This window comes from Bacillus sp. SKDU12 (genome assembly GCF_010093085.1).
Classification (GTDB): domain Bacteria; phylum Bacillota; class Bacilli; order Bacillales; family Bacillaceae; genus Bacillus; species Bacillus mexicanus.
In genome coordinates, this window is sequence record NZ_MSRC01000017.1 from 301516 (window position 1) to 318340 (window position 16825).

The 16825-nt window shown below is 37.0% G+C and carries 12 protein-coding genes; 6 read left to right on the forward strand and 6 right to left on the reverse strand.

Annotated elements, in window-relative coordinates; translation table 11 throughout:
- Window positions 1-77: 77 nt before the first annotated feature.
- Both BTW01_RS15800 and BTW01_RS15805 read left to right on the forward strand, forming a co-directional pair.
- Entirely contained in the window at window positions 78-362 is a 285-nt protein-coding gene (locus BTW01_RS15800) for a hypothetical protein (protein ID WP_162103937.1), read from the forward strand.
- Between the two features lie 419 nt (window positions 363-781).
- The gene (locus BTW01_RS15805; protein WP_162103938.1) at window positions 782-3424 is read left to right on the forward strand and encodes an N-acetylglucosaminidase; all 2643 of its coding nucleotides are present in this window, start codon (window positions 782-784) and stop codon (window positions 3422-3424) included.
- A gap of 38 nt (window positions 3425-3462) precedes the next feature.
- Here BTW01_RS15805 and BTW01_RS15810 read toward each other — a convergent pair whose 3' ends face one another.
- The 6 genes from BTW01_RS15810 to BTW01_RS15835 form a co-directional block, all read right to left on the reverse strand.
- Window positions 3463-5322, reverse strand: coding sequence for a CDP-glycerol glycerophosphotransferase family protein (locus BTW01_RS15810; protein ID WP_162103995.1), 1860 nt, complete (start codon window positions 5320-5322; stop codon window positions 3463-3465).
- 18 nt (window positions 5323-5340) lie between these two features.
- A complete protein-coding gene (locus BTW01_RS15815) occupies window positions 5341-6513 on the reverse strand; it encodes a CDP-glycerol glycerophosphotransferase family protein (protein ID WP_162103939.1) in 1173 nt (390 codons plus the stop codon).
- A 3-nt stretch (window positions 6514-6516) separates the two neighbouring features.
- Entirely contained in the window at window positions 6517-7542 is a 1026-nt protein-coding gene (locus tag BTW01_RS15820; protein ID WP_162103940.1) for a ribitol-5-phosphate dehydrogenase, read from the reverse strand.
- Window positions 7539-8252: a 2-C-methyl-D-erythritol 4-phosphate cytidylyltransferase gene (locus BTW01_RS15825; RefSeq protein WP_162103941.1), complete on the reverse strand. Its 714-nt coding sequence runs from the start codon at window positions 8250-8252 to the stop codon at window positions 7539-7541. Before BTW01_RS15825 ends, BTW01_RS15820 begins: the two co-directional genes overlap by 4 nt.
- Before the next feature lie 88 nt (window positions 8253-8340).
- Window positions 8341-9492 (reverse strand): CDP-glycerol glycerophosphotransferase family protein, encoded by a 1152-nt coding sequence (locus tag BTW01_RS15830; RefSeq protein WP_162103942.1) that lies wholly within the window; start codon window positions 9490-9492, stop codon window positions 8341-8343.
- A 95-nt stretch (window positions 9493-9587) separates the two neighbouring features.
- On the reverse strand, window positions 9588-10361 hold the full coding sequence (locus tag BTW01_RS15835; protein ID WP_162103943.1) for a WecB/TagA/CpsF family glycosyltransferase: 774 nt from the start codon (window positions 10359-10361) through the stop codon (window positions 9588-9590).
- 503 nt (window positions 10362-10864) lie between these two features.
- Here BTW01_RS15835 and tagD point away from each other — a divergent pair.
- The 4 genes from tagD to BTW01_RS15855 all read left to right on the forward strand — a co-directional run bounded on the left by tagD (window position 10865) and on the right by BTW01_RS15855 (window position 16732).
- Entirely contained in the window at window positions 10865-11254 is a 390-nt protein-coding gene (tagD, locus tag BTW01_RS15840; RefSeq protein ID WP_162103944.1) for a glycerol-3-phosphate cytidylyltransferase, read from the forward strand.
- Between the two features lie 92 nt (window positions 11255-11346).
- A complete protein-coding gene (locus BTW01_RS15845) occupies window positions 11347-12531 on the forward strand; it encodes a CDP-glycerol glycerophosphotransferase family protein (RefSeq protein WP_162103945.1) in 1185 nt (394 codons plus the stop codon).
- A 23-nt stretch (window positions 12532-12554) separates the two neighbouring features.
- Window positions 12555-13892, forward strand: a complete 1338-nt coding sequence (locus BTW01_RS15850; protein WP_162103946.1) for a glycosyltransferase family 2 protein — start codon at window positions 12555-12557, stop codon at window positions 13890-13892.
- A 137-nt stretch (window positions 13893-14029) separates the two neighbouring features.
- The gene (locus BTW01_RS15855) at window positions 14030-16732 is read left to right on the forward strand and encodes a CDP-glycerol glycerophosphotransferase family protein (protein ID WP_162103947.1); all 2703 of its coding nucleotides are present in this window, start codon (window positions 14030-14032) and stop codon (window positions 16730-16732) included.
- Window positions 16733-16825 lie beyond the last annotated feature (93 nt).

Here is a 16825-nt window from a genome sequence, read left to right on the forward strand (position 1 = left end):
ATTTCCTAGTGAGATTGTATAAAAGCAAAAAGAGAGGAGATAAATAAGTTATACATGGAAAGGATGTGTTGTTTGCAATGTCAACTAATACCGGAGAATGGAATTATCAAGAAATGCAAGCTTGTCATTTACCTCAACCTGTAGCAACAGCATTTAGCAAAGCTATTGACGGGATTGTAGGTGTAAAGTATGTCCCTGTTCTTTATGTGGCATCTCAGTTGGTTTCTGGTCATAACTATTGTATTGTCTGTAAAACAACAGCAACTACTAATCCCCCAATGCATGGTTGTAAAGTTGTGACCATATATGCTGATTTGGAAGGCAATGCCCATGTAACGAACATACATGATGTCATTCACTAACACCTAAGCAGTAATATTTCGATTCAGCTTGATTGTGATGACCCTTTTTCAGATAATATAAGTCCGCCCTTTCTTAAACAGAGTCTTAATCTGTTTATTATAAAGGGGGGCTTTTTCTAGTGAAAATACTGTGATGTTACCCGAATGGAGACATCAAAATATCCTCCTAAAGATTCACCCTATTAACCACAAACTTGGAGCTTCTGCAAAATCTTCATCCTAGACTTACATCTGTGAATTATCCCCCCTAATTTCATTAAAAACCCCTCTATTTTACTTATCTATTACTGTTTATTCTTCCTTTATCTCATTCAAGATTAATTTTTTTAAATGGAAGTGATTCACCTATAAATGAAACTTACGCGTGCCGATAAATAAACTAGTTTTATATACTTATTGAATAAGAAAGAGGAGAAGGAATGAAAAAGAGATTAATCGCACCTATGCTTCTATCCGCCGCGTCCCTAGCCTTTTTTGCCATATCCGGTTCTGCCCAAGCGGCAGCGTATACGGACTACTCGATTTATGAAGTAAAGCCGTCAAAAACGTTCAGTACAGAAAGCCAAGCCGCGCAGGCTGTCGCCAAACTGAAAAAAGATACTGGCTGGAATGCTTCCTATCAATCTTCAGATACAACAACAACCTACCAAATTTCTGCTGCTGGGATACAAAGCGAAGCAGAAGCGAAAACAATACTGAGCGGACTTGCCAAACAGACAGCGATTACAGGCACCTCAAGTCCTGTCGGAAGCAAGCAGCCGTATGTCACCATTACATCAGGAGCGATTAATGGAGAAAAACAGGCGAACACTTTGCTGACAAAGCTTAAACAGGAGACAGGAGTGACTGGCACTGTAAAAGTGTTCGAAGCAGCACAACCCTATATGAACGTCACGACTTCAGAGATCGCTGATGAGGCAAAAGTCAAGGCGCTTATGCAGAGCATGACTAAGCAAACGGGGATTAAAGGTTCATATCAGCCTATCACGCACACAGTCTCTGTCACAACCATTCAGTCAGGAACAATTGCGGGAAACAATAGAGCTGAGCAGATCAAAAGCGCATTCCAAAAGGAATCGGGCTTGAAGGCATCATTAAAAGAAACGGTGAAAGGACAAGCCTGCTATACGTTCACAACAGCCGCCATTTCAGGTGAAGCGAATGCCAAGAATCTATTACATCAGCTGAAACAGAGTACAGGTATTACAGGAAGCTACAAGTCAATCAATCAAAAAACAACTGCTGAATCATACAATGCTCAATCAGCTTATTTCAAAGGGCTGAATACAGTGAAGGACGCCATCAGCCAAATCAAGAAAAATACCGGCGTATCCGGCAGTTATCAACATGTTGGCAAAAGCACATCATATATTGTGAATATGAAAGGTTTATCGAAACAACAGCTGCAAAAAGTAGACACTTTCTTTAAAAAGAAAAAATGGCGTTATACGTCATCCAGCGTCAAAAAAACGACAACGTCTGCAGCCTATCAAATAACGACAGCAAAGATTTTAGGCGAGCAGCAAGCAAATCAAGCCGCAGCCTTCTTTACTCAGAAAAAAGTCAAAGCAACGAAAAAAGCAACCGGTGCAACAGCAGAAAACCAATATCAACTTATCTCAGAAGAAACATCCGATCAAGCCAAAATCACAAAGGGCTTGAACGCATTGAAGAAAAATCAGCTCAGTGCTTCTGTAAAACCAGTCAAAAAACAAACATCTAACACGTTTAAAATTACAACTGAATCTTTGCTTGATACAGCGAAAGTCAATCAGGCACTCATGTTTTTTCAGTCGAATCATATATCAGCAACAAGCCGGAAAACCGGTCAGACCGCAGCAAGCAGCTATAAAATCGTAACTGGGGCCATCATCAGCCAAGAAGAAATTGACCGTGTGTTATCGTTTTTCAAGCAAAACAATGCCGCCGGCACAACGGCAAAAACAGGCGAAACGGCATATACACAATACAAAATTGTCACAGCTCAGCTTGCCAGCAAAACAGCATTGAACAATGGGTTAACCTATCTAAAAGCACAACATGTAAGCCCAACCTACACTACGAAAAGCAATACGCTTTACAAAATCAGCGTTAATGAACAATTTACAGGCAATGATGCAGCAGCTGCGGCATCAGCAAAGCTAAAACAATTATATGGATGGACATCGTCTCTCGTGAAAATCAAAAACGGCCCGCAAATCATGAAAACAAATTACAATCTCTCACTTGGTGATATGGTCCAAAAACAAATGAAAGTAAGCCCGCAAACAGACGGGGCGGCTTACGTATCGCTTACTTATATTAATACAGCAACCTCAACGGTTACGGCTGACGTATTAAATATCCGTTCAACGCCGGGTGTCACTCCGACAAATGTGATCGGCCAATTTAAAAAAGGCGACAAGGTAAAAATCATCGGCCAGACAAATGGCTGGGCAAAAATCAATTTGGGCTGGCGAAACGCAAGCAGTGATGAAGTTGTTCAATACGTGGACCCGAATCACTTTGCCAGAGACAGCAAATCCTACTTCCAATTTCTCAAGCTGTCACAGACAGCCGGATTAAGTACTGCTGAAGTTAATCAGAAAGTGCTCTCAGGTAAAGGCATCCTGACAGGGAAAGCAAAAGCATTTATCGATGCGGCCAATCAATACGGCATCAACGAGCTGTATTTAATCTCACACGCTCTCCTTGAAACAGGAAATGGAACATCCGCTTTAGCCAATGGCTTAACCTATAACGGAAAGACCATATACAACATGTACGGAATTGGCGCCTACGACAGCAACCCGAATTATTACGGTGCTAAATATGCATACGAGCAAGGCTGGTTCACACCAGAAGCGGCCATTATCGGCGGAGCGAAATTCATAGGTTCTTCCTATATTCATAACACAGCCTACAATCAGGACACACTGTACAAAATGAGATGGTCAGCCGCAGCGACACACCAATACGCAACAGATATCGGCTGGGCGTATAAACAAGTAAACCGGATGTACAGTCTGTATTCATTGCTTGATGGTTATACGCTGTACTTTGATGTTCCGGAATATCAATAAAAAAAACACCTTTTGCAGCTGCAAAAGGTGTTTTTGATTTATCTATTAAGGACTTTATCTTCTAATGGTTCCTCTTCCTGAGGAAAGACAATTTGATCTACCACACGTTCACTTGCTTTACCGTCAAGATCATCGAAGAAATAATGGACAAATGAATCTATTTGCTCAAAGTTATACTTCTCTTCTTTAATGATTGAAATCATTTGATCGGACGTTTTCGCAAGCGGACCAGGAATAAAGTCGAAGTAATCATAATAGAAATCACGTTTGCGAATATAATCATCTACATCATAGCTGAAGAAAATCATCGGTTTATTTAATAAAGCATATTCAAAGCAGACAGAAGAGTAATCCGTAATCAGGACATCTGTAACTAGTAATAGTTCGTTAATTTCCCTGAATGAAGAGAAATCATAAAAGAAATCACTATACTGATAAGGGATATTGGCATCGTTTCGTACGAATGGATGAATCTTAAATAAAAAGATATATTCATCCTTTAGCTCACGATACAGACGGTCAAAATCAAGCACTTCAAAAGGATAGTGAGCTGATTGTTGACCGTTCCCGCGGAAGGTAGGTGCAAAAAGAATGACCTTCTTGTCCTTCAGGAACGGATACTCTGTATAAAGACGTTCTTTCACAAATGCCTTTTTCGCTTCATCAAAGAAAAAGTCTGTTCGTGGTACGCCGGTAGCGATGACATTCTCTATGTCTACACCAAAGCCCTCTGCATAGTGCTTCCGTATATTTTCAGAGCTGACAATAACCTTCGTGTAGTTTCTATGGTTTTTCGAATGCGGTGACGGTCCGCCCGGCAGCCCGATTCGGCTGTAGCCGAATGTCTTAAAGGCACCGACAGCATGCCACAACTGGACAAGATCAGCATTTTTGCGGATTTTTAATGGATAAATGATCGGATAAAAATCATCAATAAAAATGATCTTGCTTGTCGCAAAATGATAAGCCATAGAAATCAGCTCAGACAGGCTTTTTCTATCTCGAATACTGCTCTTTAAGAAAAATTTGAAATCAAAGTTTTCTTCACGTTTCAGCAGTTCTTCATAAACAAACTCGAAGTTTCCTGTCAAATCAAGCCGGCTGTCAGAAGCAAAGACGATTTTATTGGACTTAATAGGGAGCAGACGGAACACATCATATGCAAAATGGAACAAGCTCGTATTCAGCTTGCGCAAAAAGCGATTTGCTTCTTTTCCAGTATCCAGCTCCAAAAGGCTCGGATCAATTTCCTGCAGCTTGTTGCAAGACAAGTTAATGGTCTTTTCGCCCTCATCATAGTTAACAATCAAATTGAACTTCATCAGCTTTTTAGCCGAGTGAAATTCCATCTTTGTGGCATACACATCATTAGAGAGGAAATTGCTGACGTTTCCTACCGTATGCACTTCTTGGTGTTTTACATTTTGGTCATCCACAGCTTCAATTTCGAGAAACAGCTTATACTCGCCTTGCGGAAGCGGTTTGTCATTTATCAGCTTAGAAAAGTTAATTTGCTGTGAAAATCCTGCCCATTTATAAGTTCCGGGCACATTTGCATTGTCAATTGACAGCTGATCAACTGGTACATCCCGCAATGAAACAGCAGAGAATAACACACCGTTATGTACCAATAATAAACGTTTTCGAACCTGATCCTCTTTTTGAAGCGGCAGGCCCTTGATATACATGTATCCCGCAATTTTAAGAATTGAACCATTCCAAGAAAACTCAGAAATTTTTCTGACAGGGACTTGCTGGTTTTCTTCAATTCGTTTCGTTTTATCAAAAAGTGAAAAAACCCTGTTATCTGTCGGATGGACAATGACAGCTGCATTTTCTTTTTGCGTTTTCTTCTTTGATCTGAAAAGTCTGTTCTTAATCTTTCTTGCCAGCTTCACTTTGTACCTCACTTTCTCCTAATCGGCACCAGATGTTAAAAATGATGAAATAAAATTGGCTACCCGTTCTGAAGATTTGCCGTCTTGATGGGTAATAAACGTCTGTGAAAATGCTTCAATCTGTTTCATATCTTCTGCCCCGTGATCACTCTCGATATCGTGTACAAGTGATAGAACATTCTTCGAAATCGGCCCGGGTACAAATGATTCAAACGGATAGTAGAAATCACGTTCTTCCAAGTAGTCTTCTAAATCCGGGCAGTAAAAATACATCGGACGTTTCAGCAGGCTGTATTCGAAAATGACTGAAGAATAATCGGTTATCAGCCCATCGGAAATCGCCATCAAATCGTACAGTGAGTACGAATCCGTTAAATCCAGCACAAAATCATCCTCTTCCGTGTGTGCATGTTTGCGCATATACGGATGAAGATGGAGCATCACGACATAATCTTTCTGATGTAGCGCCGATTTTAATTGTAGCAGATCAAGCGGGATAGCGTCACCCTCTTGATGATGTCCGCTGCCTCGAAAGGTAGGAGCATACAGAAGCTTTTTCTTATGCTTGAGCTCGGGATAAGCACGATGGAACTCATCAAGCACAGTGCGAATATGTTCCTTCTGATAAAAATAATCTGTCCTTGGAATGCCGAGCGGCAATATCTGTTTTTGCTCCATTTGAAAAGCTTCGGCAAAATGCGGCACGGCAGCGGGTGCACTGACGATGGCATAATCATAGTTGGAATGCACGGGAACAATCTTCAGGTAATCAGGAGATGGGCCGAATGGCTTGTTCACAATGCTGTAGCCGAATTTTTTAAACGCGCCGCAAGCATGCCAAAGCTGGATGGTGACAGTTTCCTTTCGTTTTGGCACAACATACAAAGGAAAGTAATAATCATCCAACAAAAGCACACGGCAAGTAGCAAGGTGATATAACGAGCTGAAAAGATGAAGCATATATGCAGCTCGTCCGATCAATCCCTTATCCATCTTGCGAAAAAGCAGGGTGATGCGAAGAGACGGATCTTGCTTCAGCTTTTCATAAACACCTTTAAAATTATCACTTAAATGATCCTCACGATACGAAGCTATGACCACTTTGTCGTGCTGTACTGGTAATAAAACGCTCAATAGTTTATAAGCAGTGCTGAAGACTCCTTTTACGATTCTAGTAAGGAATATTTTCACTGTTTAAATTTCCCATTCGATGACAGTTTTTCCCCAAGATGAAGTCAAATCTGCTTCAAACGCGTTGGTAATTTCCTCAATACTGCGTACCGGGAAGCGGCCCCCCACTAATGTTTCTAAATAATCAACGACTTCAGGGTATTGAGCTAAAAAGTCCACAGTACGGGCAAAATCTTCGCGGCCGCTTCGGCTGCTGCCGATCAGCGTAATTCCTTTTTCAAGTACCATTCTTGTTTCAATTTCAACAGGGTATTCAGATACACCTAAGAGCGCCACACATGCTTCAGGATGAACCTGGGTAATGATTTGCCCAATTGCGCTTTCACTGCCGCGTCCGCCTACACATTCAAAAGCATGATCGAGTTTGACGTCCTCTGGGATATCGTTAATTTGATAAGCTGCATCTACAAAAGAGAAGTGATCAAGCTTGTAAGGCGTTTTCCCAAAGATAAACACTTTGCTGTCAGGGTACTTCTTCTTCAGAAGAAGCGTCATAATAAATCCGAGATTTCCATCTCCCCAGACACCGAATGTGTCACGCTTCTTGTGTGCCATGCGTTCAAAGCGGGAAAGCGCGTGAACAGCAATGGTAATAAGCTCAGTAAAAGCTGCGACATGCGGATTAATGCTATCCGGAAGTTCAACGAGCCGATCCGGCGCCATGAACATGTAATCCTGCATAAATCCGTCATAGCCGCTTGAACGGAATCTACTGGAACGCAGATAATTCTCCGCAATGACTTCATGCTCTTCAACCGGTGTATTCGGCACCATAACAACCCGGGTTCCGACTTTGAATGTGCCTGTCGGATCAAACATGACCTTCCCGATTCCTTCATGGATCAAAGCCATCGGCAATTTTTTATCCATCGCTTCTTTGCCGCGTGAGCCGGTATAATAGCGCTGATCGGCAGCGCAGATGGATAAATGGGTAGGCCGGATGACGACCTTATCAGAATGGACAACTTTATCTTTATATGTCACTTCAAACTGTCGGGCAGAAACTAAACGATATGTTTGATTAATCATTGTGAAATTCGCTCCTGTAAAATGGCATTAGCCACCTTTAAGTCATATGGTGTCGTTACTTTAATATTAAAAACTTCACCGCGGACCAGCTTCACTTTTTCACCTGCTAACGAACAGATCTTGCAAGCATCGGTTAAGACAGCTTTTTGTTCATCGGACAGTTTATTATAAAGCTCAACCAATGTGCTAATCCGAAAGCTTTGCGGTGTTTGCCCCTGATACATGTTATCGCGGACAGGAATGTCAGAAATAAATTCCTGGTCTTCTGAGGCAATAATCGTATCAATGGCTGAGATAACAGTATCGACCGCGCCGTATTGAAGAACCGCATCAATGTTTTCCTCGATAATGCGATGAGTCAGAAATGGACGCACAGAATCATGAGTAATGATCACGTCATCATCATGGATGCCAAATTCTTTTTCAATATAGCGGATGCCGCTCATGATAGATTCATTCCGGTCGCTTCCGCCTTCAACAACAATCAGGCGGTCATTTTGCCCGATGAACTTCTTTAAAATGTCTTTTGTATGGTTAATCCACTCTTTAGGTGAAACGATTAAAACCTTATCGAACCGGTCATTTAATAAAAACTTTTCAACCGTATGAATGATAATAGGGCGTTTATTTAACGGTAAAAACTGTTTCGGCATGTTGACGTTCCCCATGCGGGAACCTTTTCCACCGGCTAGAATCTCAGCATAAATCATAAAATGACTCCTTCCTTACTACAACTCATAATGTTTTATAAAAGGTTTTCATATTATTTGCAATACCGGTCTTTATTATATATAAAGATCAGCGTGATTTTTCATTTATATAGCTTAAAAGCTGCTTACTGGCATTCCCTCTCGAGTACAAATTCCACTCATGTGAAAAACGCTCCACTTCAGATTGAAGCTTGTCCACATCTTTCAGCTGATTCAGGAGCGCTCCTGAATCACAGCAAGGCACCCCTGGGATCACCTCAGCATAATTCTGAATCAAACCGCGGGTTTTATCGTAAGCTTCCATATCATACGTATAAAACAAAATAGGTTTGTCCAGCAGCGCAAATTCAAATGGAACAGAAGAATAGTCTGATATTAACAGATCGCTCACTTTTAAAAGGTCTGCAAGAGGGAGGTCTGATACATCTTTTATCCACGCACTGCCCTCAGGTAATTCAGCAGATTGCTTCATAACAGGATGCAGTTTTACTGCAAGTAAATACTCACCTTTTAAATCATGTTGCAAGTGTTTTTCTGAAAATGGCAGCGAAAAGCTTTCGAACTGGTTGTCCCTAAAGGTCGGCGCATATAAAATGATTTTTTTCTCCTCCGGCAGATGATATTTGCTTTTAAGGTCATGAGCGTTATCCATCGTCTCATAGTAAGCATCGGTTAAAGGCACACCGAACCGAAGAAATGGCTCACCTTTTATGTCGAAAAACTCCTTGAAAATATCAGCCATATGTTCAGAGCCGACAACAATCCGATCAAATGAGGCATATACTTTGCGAAAACGTCTTATGTCGGACCGTGAACGATTCAGTGTGTTGATATCCTTCAACCCAAATCGCTTAAATGCTCCATTCGCATGCCAAACTTGAATACACTCGGTACCAGGCCTGCTGGTCAGAACGGTTGTCAAAACAAAATAGTTATCAACAATCACAGTTTTGCTGCTCAGCATAGAAAAGACCGCTTTACATATATGAAGCGGATGTTTTTCGTTAATAACTGAAACAGTAAGCTCTGGAAATTCTTTTTCCAGCGACTTGGCGTGCTGAGTAAGCAGCACATGAATGGGAAATGAAAAGCGTCCCTTCTGGTATTCCTTTAATATTGCACGGGCATTATCAGGAAAGGAAACCAGAAGCGTCACTTGATTGCCTGGCTTGACCCAAAACAGCAATATGCCAATGACTTTGACAAACACATAATAAAAAAGCGCAATCCAGGATTTCATTCTGTCATCAGCCCAAAACAGCTGTCAGAGATCGTCCGCATGGTCAGCGGGAAATTCATGCATTTCATTACATACCATAGCTCCTTTAAGGCCGATTACAGATGGCGTGATTGATCTTTGACCTGTCCTGTGTATTGCGGCTTTGCTGCAGCTCGTTCTTGTTTCAGCACAGCTGTAACATACTTAGGAATGCTGAGCATTCTTCTCCAGCGCGTAGGATTGGTGATCAGCCTGTACATCCATTCGAGATGGAAACGGATAAAAAATGACGGCGCTCTTTTCACATTGCCGCTGAACACATCAAAGCTTCCGCCCAGCCCCACAGCAACAGCCTGAGGGAATAAATGCCGATATTGATGGATAAAGAACTCCTGATTAGGATAACCTAACGCGACAAATACCATATCAGGATTTGAGGCCGCAATCTTGTCCGCCACCTCGTGCTGATCCTTCACATAGCCGTCAGAGTATCCGGCAATTTCAATCCCTGGATACTCACGTTCGACGCGCTCAATTGTCTGTGAAATGACATGCTTAGCAGCACCGTAAAAGAAAACCCGTTTTTTCTTTTGATGAGCTTTTTCTAATAGAGATGTAAACAAATCGTAACCGGCTATTCTGGATTGAAGCGGCTTACCAACTAATTTGGAAACCATAACAACTCCGATGCCGTCCGGCAAAATAAAATCAGCAGATGAAAGAACCGTTTCATAACGGGGATTCTGCATCGCTTCAAAACCGATTTCAGGATTCGCTGTTACGATGAACGCACCTCTATTTTGGTCCAAGTATGACGTTTCTAAATGTGATACAAATGAAGTTAGTTCACCGTCTACAAAATCTAATTGATTAATGGGTTTTGTTTGCATCGTAACCAACCCTCCTTTTCATCTATATGTCTATAAAAAACAAGTGCCATTCGTATAGTTTGAATAAAGTCTCTTTGTCTGAAAACATCTTACTCTATCTTACCACAAAAATCTTTAGGAACTTTTAACATTCACATTACAATTCCTTCGCATTTTGACGATGAATGAATATGAGGAGGGCGTACAGAATAAATGACGCAGCAGAAAAGAAAATCGTTTCACTTAAAAGGGAGACAAAAGAATCAATTTTTTCTGTATGAAAAACTTGATGTGATGTTTATAGATGAGTCATAAGACCTGTTTGCGTTGTATATCAATCCGACAGTGATACCAGAAAATTCTTGTGATTGACATTTTTAAAGAGCCTTAACTTTTATAGGAACTTATGCTATTATTGTTCATTATTAATGATACGTAAAAAATATGTCGAAATTATAAACGATTAGGTTTTTGTTTTTTTCTAGTACCCTCAGTTGAGAACGCTTGGAAGGTGATGTTATCTAATGAAGAAAGTGATAACGTACGGAACATTTGATTTATTTCACTACGGACATATGAAGCTTTTGGAAAGAGCAAAAAATCTGGGTGATTATTTAATCGTAGGTCTGTCTACAGATGAATTCAATCTTCAAAAACAAAAAAAATCGCATCATTCTTATGAACATAGAAAATTCATTTTAGAAACAATCGATTTTGTGAATGAAGTGATTCCTGAAAAAAGTTGGGAACAAAAAATCTCAGATATTCAAAAACACAACATCGATACATTTGTCATCGGTGATGATTGGGAAGGGAAGTTTGACTTCTTAAAGGAATATTGTGAGGTCATATACCTTCCAAGAACAGAAGGTATTTCAACTACCCAAATCAAAAAAGACATGGCTAGTTTATAGAAGTACTAATTAAAAGAGGCTTGAAGTAATTCAGTTGCTTCTTTTTTTCTTGTTTGCACAAATATAAATTTTCACTCTTTAAGGAGTTCATAATGAAATCTTTTATTTTTAAAAAATGCAGGGGTTTATTAATCAGGGGCTATTCAGTTCTTTTTAAGATTTTTGCTCTTCTGCCAAGAAACAACAAATTGATTTTGTTTGAAAGCTATTCTGGAAAGCAATTTAGCTGCAACCCCCGCGCAATCTACGAATATCTGCAGGAAAATAGAGATCAATATGATTATAAATTGATCTGGAGTATTGATAAACGGTATTTATCAGCATTAGACGGTGTTGAAGCGGCATATATAAAAAGGTTTTCTCTTAAGTGGATTTGGTACATGGCAACAGCAAAATATTGGATTACAAACAGCCGGCTTCCTCTATGGATTCCGAAACCTAAAAACACATTGTATGTACAAACATGGCATGGAACTCCGTTAAAAAAACTTGCCAATGATATGGACGAAGTACACATGCCTGGAACCACCACTGAGAAGTATAAACAGAATTTTTTACAGGAAGTAAGCAAATGGGATTATTTAATTTCTCCTAATGCCTATTCCACAGAAATTTTTAAACGAGCGTTTCAATTTAACAAACAAATTTTAGAGACTGGTTATCCGAGAAATGACATACTATATTCTTCAAATAAAGAATCATTAATCAAAAAGGTAAAACAAGAGCTAGGAATTGGCGAAGATAAAAAAATAATTTTATATGCACCAACTTGGAGAGATAACGAATTTAAGAAAGTTGGACAGTATAAATTTAAACTGCAATTTGATTTAGAAGAAATGAAGAGGGAACTAGGAGACTCAGTAGTCATTCTTCTAAGAATGCATTATTTAGTATCAGAAAAATTCAATTTAGCGAATTATAAAGAATTTGTTAAAGATGTTTCTTTATATAAAGATATTCGAGATCTATATTTAATTAGTGACTTATTAATTACAGATTATTCATCTGTTTTTTTTGACTATATGAATTTAAAAAAACCTGTGGTGTTTTTTGTATATGATCTCCCGGCTTATCGAGACTCTATAAGAGGATTTTATTTTAATTTCCAAGAGAGAACGCCCGGGAACTTGGTTCAAACCAGTGAAGAACTTATAAAGACAGCAAAAGAGTTGTTGTATAATCCTCATATAGATCATAACTATGAGAAATTTTATAATGAATTTTGCCATTTAGAAGATGGCAAGGCTTCTAAAAGAGTAATTGAAACAATTCTTTAACTTCTAAATAAAGAGGTACTAACATGTTTTCTATAATAATGCCAATATATAATTCTGAGAATTATTTAAGAGGTTCAATTGAGAGTGTCATTAACCAATCAATTGGGTTTAAGGAAAATATAGAACTTATATTAATAGACGATGGCAGTTATGACAATAGCCCTCAAATTTGTGAATCCTTTAAAAACCTATTTCCTAATAATATTAAATTCTTAAAAATGGAAAATTCCGGTCCCTCCGCTGCAAGAAATTATGGATTATTAAATGTAAGTGAAAAATCTAAATATATTGGTTTTCTAGATTCTGACGATGCATTCTCCAAGAATGCGCTCAGTAGTATTTATGGATTTTTTTGTGATTTCGGAGATGTAAATATTGCTGTGTTGCCTGTTTATTACACAGGTGAAAAAAAAGGGGAACATAAATTAAATAATAGGTTTGAAAAAGGAACTAGAGTTATAAATATCATCAATGAATATAAAGCTATTCATTTTTATATTGGTGGTACTTTTTATAGAAGACATACAATAAATAATACCACTCTGTTTAATGAATCAATAAAATTTTGGGAAGACGCTATCTTTTTTAATCAGTTATTGCTGAAAGAGAAAAGTTATGGAGCAGTTGCTGAAGGAAAGTATTTTTATAGAAAACGAAAAGAACAAAACTCATTAGTTGATTGTTCATGGTTTGATAAAAAAAGGTACACGTATTTGCTGAATGTATGTTATATGACTTTGTTGATGGATTCAATAAAAATGTATGATAGAGCTCTGCCTTATTTCCAATTTTTAATTATATATCATATGAAATTATTTTTATATCCTAATTATAGAGATATTTATAACTCTGTTTTAAATCATCAAGAACAAAAAGATTTTATAGATGATTTTATTAAAATTCTAAAGTTTATTGACCCACAATATATAAAAGAACAAGATATGCCTATGTATTATAAAGAATTTATGTTTCATTTATTAGGAGTAAAAACAGATGCTCTTGAAGCTATAAAAAAAGAAAAAGTACTACAAAGCACATGTACTGTTACTTCAACAAAAATAAAAGGGCTTAAACTTGAATTAACAGGGCACTTTATTAATCAGTACTATGAGATGCAAGAGAATGACGAGGTCTATATAAAATATTTTAATAGATTAAAAAAATGCAAACGTAAAGAATTGAGAAAAACAATTGAAGTATGGGGATATAAATTAAGAGATTTTAGATATGCTGGCTTTGTTGTTGAGATACCAATTTGGGCCTTTTCTTTTGGCTTTGTCGTAAAAACAACCGATGATACTTTAGAACTTAACAAAGTAAATATTTTTAAAAGTTTACACACGAAGTTTTTGAAAAAATAGTGAGGAATGCTTTTAATTCATTTTACTAAAGTAATGATGTTTTTTTAAAAAATTAGCATTCTGTATTTTAACGGCTTTATGTCTTTTATTTACCCCGATCTTTATTCATATAAACATTTTGTTAGGAGTAATCTTTTATGAACGTAAAGAGTTTTAATTATGATTTCAGTGTTATAATGCCAATTTATAATGTTGAATTATATCTAACCGAGGCTATAGAAAGCGTCGTTAAACAGACTATAGGTTTTGAAAACATTCAGTTAATACTTGTCGATGACGATAGCCCTGATAAAAGTGAAGTCATTTGTAAAGAATATGCTCAAAAATATCCAAATAATATTGTATACGTCAAGAAACAGAATGGCGGAGTGAGTAGTGCCCGAAATTATGGATTGAATTATGCTGAAGGTCGGTATATTCAATTTTTAGATCCAGATGACTTTATTTCAAAAGAAACTTTTGAAAATGTTTTAAGCTTCTTTAACCAACATGGGAATGAGATTGATATTGTAGCAATTCCCATTTTCTTTGAAGAAGGAAGAACCGGGGAACATAATCTAAATAATAAGTTTTCTCGCACAAGAATATTAGACGTAGGAAAAGAACCACATCATATATTAACTCATTGCTGTTCTACATTTATAAAAAAAGAAGTCTTGAAAAATATTTGGTTTGACGAAAACTGTAAAATAGGTGAAGATGCCAAACTAGTCAATTTAATTATATCTCAAAAGAAAAAATATGGTCTGGTTAAAGAGGCAAAATACCACTATAGAGTTAGAGAAAATGGATCTTCTGCGATGCAAACTGCTAAAGCAAACAAGAATTGGTTTAACCATTCTCTTATCACTTTTTCCAAGAATTTAATCGAGTCCACAAAGAATCATGAACGGAAAATACCTTTATTTCTTCAATATATGTTGATGCATGATTTGAAATGGAAATTAATGATTAAGGATATTAGTGAAACACCTTTAGATGAAAATGAATACCGTGAATTTTTAAGGTTGATTCGAGAAGTATTGTCGTATATTGAGAATGATGTCATTATTGCAACAAAAAGTGTAAGCCATTTCTATCTAATTCATGCCTTGAAATTAAAACACGGAGAAAGTTATAGTAGGTATGTATACGAAAGAGAAACTGAACAAGATTATTTTTTATACAGAGAAGGTAAAATTGTTTCCAAATTATCAAACCAAACTCTAACTATTGAGATTTTAGAGGAAAACAAGGATTCTATTCTTATAGAAGGCTTTTGGAGTTCTCTCTTTGATTCTAAAGGGTTTAATTTTTACGCTAAGATTGGGGAAACAAAGATAAAAGCAAAGAATATAAATAGACGGCATAATGATTATATTAGTTTAGGAGAAGTAATAAAAAAGTATCCTGGTTTTTCTGTAGAAATTCCCAAAAAATATCTTGCAAACAATCAGCATATTGAATTTTTCATAACTAAAGGTAAAAAAAGAAAAATGGCAAACCTTCGTTTCTTTAAACATTCAGGTTTGTCAAATAATTTAGTCAACTCTTATGTGGCTAAAAAAGATTATATCTTTTATTATAATTATAAAAAACTAATCTTTGAAGAAAATAATGTTAAAAATAGATTTATAAAAGAGTTTCGTTTCTTAAAATCTCTAAATAAGTTAAGAGGTAAATCAAAGAGACGAAAATCAGCTATTAAAAAGGCTATGCTTGCTAGGATGGCACACCATGTTTTTACTATTTTCAACAGAAAACCAGTGTGGTTATTCATAGACAGACAGGATAAAGCCGATGATAATGCTGAGCACCTTTTTAAATATGCCATCAGTAAAAATGATGGGGTAAAAAAATACTTTATAATAAAAAAGGATAGCAAAGATTACAACAGAATCAAAAAATACGGAAATGTTATACCATACAGGTCTCTTAGGCATAAAATTCTGACCTTATCATCTTCCAAGGTAATATCGACACATGCAGATTTATGGGTTGTAAATCCATTTTTCAATATGGAAGTTTATTTTAGAGATTTATTTAATTTTCAGTTTGTCTTTTTACAACATGGAATAACAATGGCTGATCATTCCGAATGGTTAAATAAATACAGTAAAAATATCAAATTACTAGTCACTTCAGCAAAACCTGAATATCGGTCTATTGTGAAAGGGAATTATAATTATAAAAAAGAAAATATTTTTTTGGGTGGATTTCCGAGATACGATAATCTTAAGAAGAGTGAAGGAGAAAAGCAGCTTCTAATAATGCCTACTTGGAGAAAAGATATAGTATTACCGAAAGATCAGGCAAAAGGAGTAAGACCGTACAACCCGACATTTAAAGATAGTGAATACTTTGCTAGATATAATGACTTGATTAATGATGAGCGACTGATCAATTTTGCTAAAGATAATAATTATAAGATAACCTTTTTCCCGCATCCAGACATACAACAACAGATTACAGATTTTAAAAAACATGAGTATGTAAAGTTTGCGGATTATAATAGCAGCTATCAAATGTTATTTAATTCTTCTAATATAATGATTACTGATTTTTCATCGGTTGCATTTGATTTTGCATACGAGAAAAAGCCTGTAATCTATTACCAATACGAAAAGTCATACCATTTTAAACTTGATTACTATGATTATAAGAAAATGGGCTTTGGCGATGTAATAGAAGATCATAATAGCCTGGTTGATAAAGTTATTTATTATATGAAAAATAATAGTCGTATGGAAGATAAGTATAGAAAAAGAGTGGATAACTTTTTTGCATATACTGATAAAAATAATAGGGAACGTATTTATAATGCTATTGTGCAATTAGAAAATAGTAAAGTAGCTAAATGAGCTTGGGTTTGATCTGAAATGACACTTTTAAATTACGGGAGAAGTTCTGCGGAACTTCTCCCTGCTATTTAAAAGTGAAAAAAACCTCAACAT

What these genes read in the sequence shown, in the direction of transcription:
- BTW01_RS15800 (WP_162103937.1), top strand. Translation starts at nt 78, where the DNA reads ATGTCAACTAATACCGGAGAATGGAATTATCAAGAAATGCAAGCTTGT.
- BTW01_RS15805 (WP_162103938.1), top strand. Translation starts at nt 782, where the DNA reads ATGAAAAAGAGATTAATCGCACCTATGCTTCTATCCGCCGCGTCCCTA.
- BTW01_RS15820 (WP_162103940.1), bottom strand. Translation starts at nt 7,542, where the DNA reads ATGATTAATCAAACATATCGTTTAGTTTCTGCCCGACAGTTTGAAGTG.
- BTW01_RS15825 (WP_162103941.1), bottom strand. Translation starts at nt 8,252, where the DNA reads ATGATTTATGCTGAGATTCTAGCCGGTGGAAAAGGTTCCCGCATGGGG.
- BTW01_RS15830 (WP_162103942.1), bottom strand. Translation starts at nt 9,492, where the DNA reads ATGAAATCCTGGATTGCGCTTTTTTATTATGTGTTTGTCAAAGTCATT.
- BTW01_RS15835 (WP_162103943.1), bottom strand. Translation starts at nt 10,361, where the DNA reads ATGCAAACAAAACCCATTAATCAATTAGATTTTGTAGACGGTGAACTA.
- tagD (WP_162103944.1), top strand. Translation starts at nt 10,865, where the DNA reads ATGAAGAAAGTGATAACGTACGGAACATTTGATTTATTTCACTACGGA.
- BTW01_RS15845 (WP_162103945.1), top strand. Translation starts at nt 11,347, where the DNA reads ATGAAATCTTTTATTTTTAAAAAATGCAGGGGTTTATTAATCAGGGGC.
- BTW01_RS15850 (WP_162103946.1), top strand. Translation starts at nt 12,555, where the DNA reads ATGTTTTCTATAATAATGCCAATATATAATTCTGAGAATTATTTAAGA.
- BTW01_RS15855 (WP_162103947.1), top strand. Translation starts at nt 14,030, where the DNA reads ATGAACGTAAAGAGTTTTAATTATGATTTCAGTGTTATAATGCCAATT.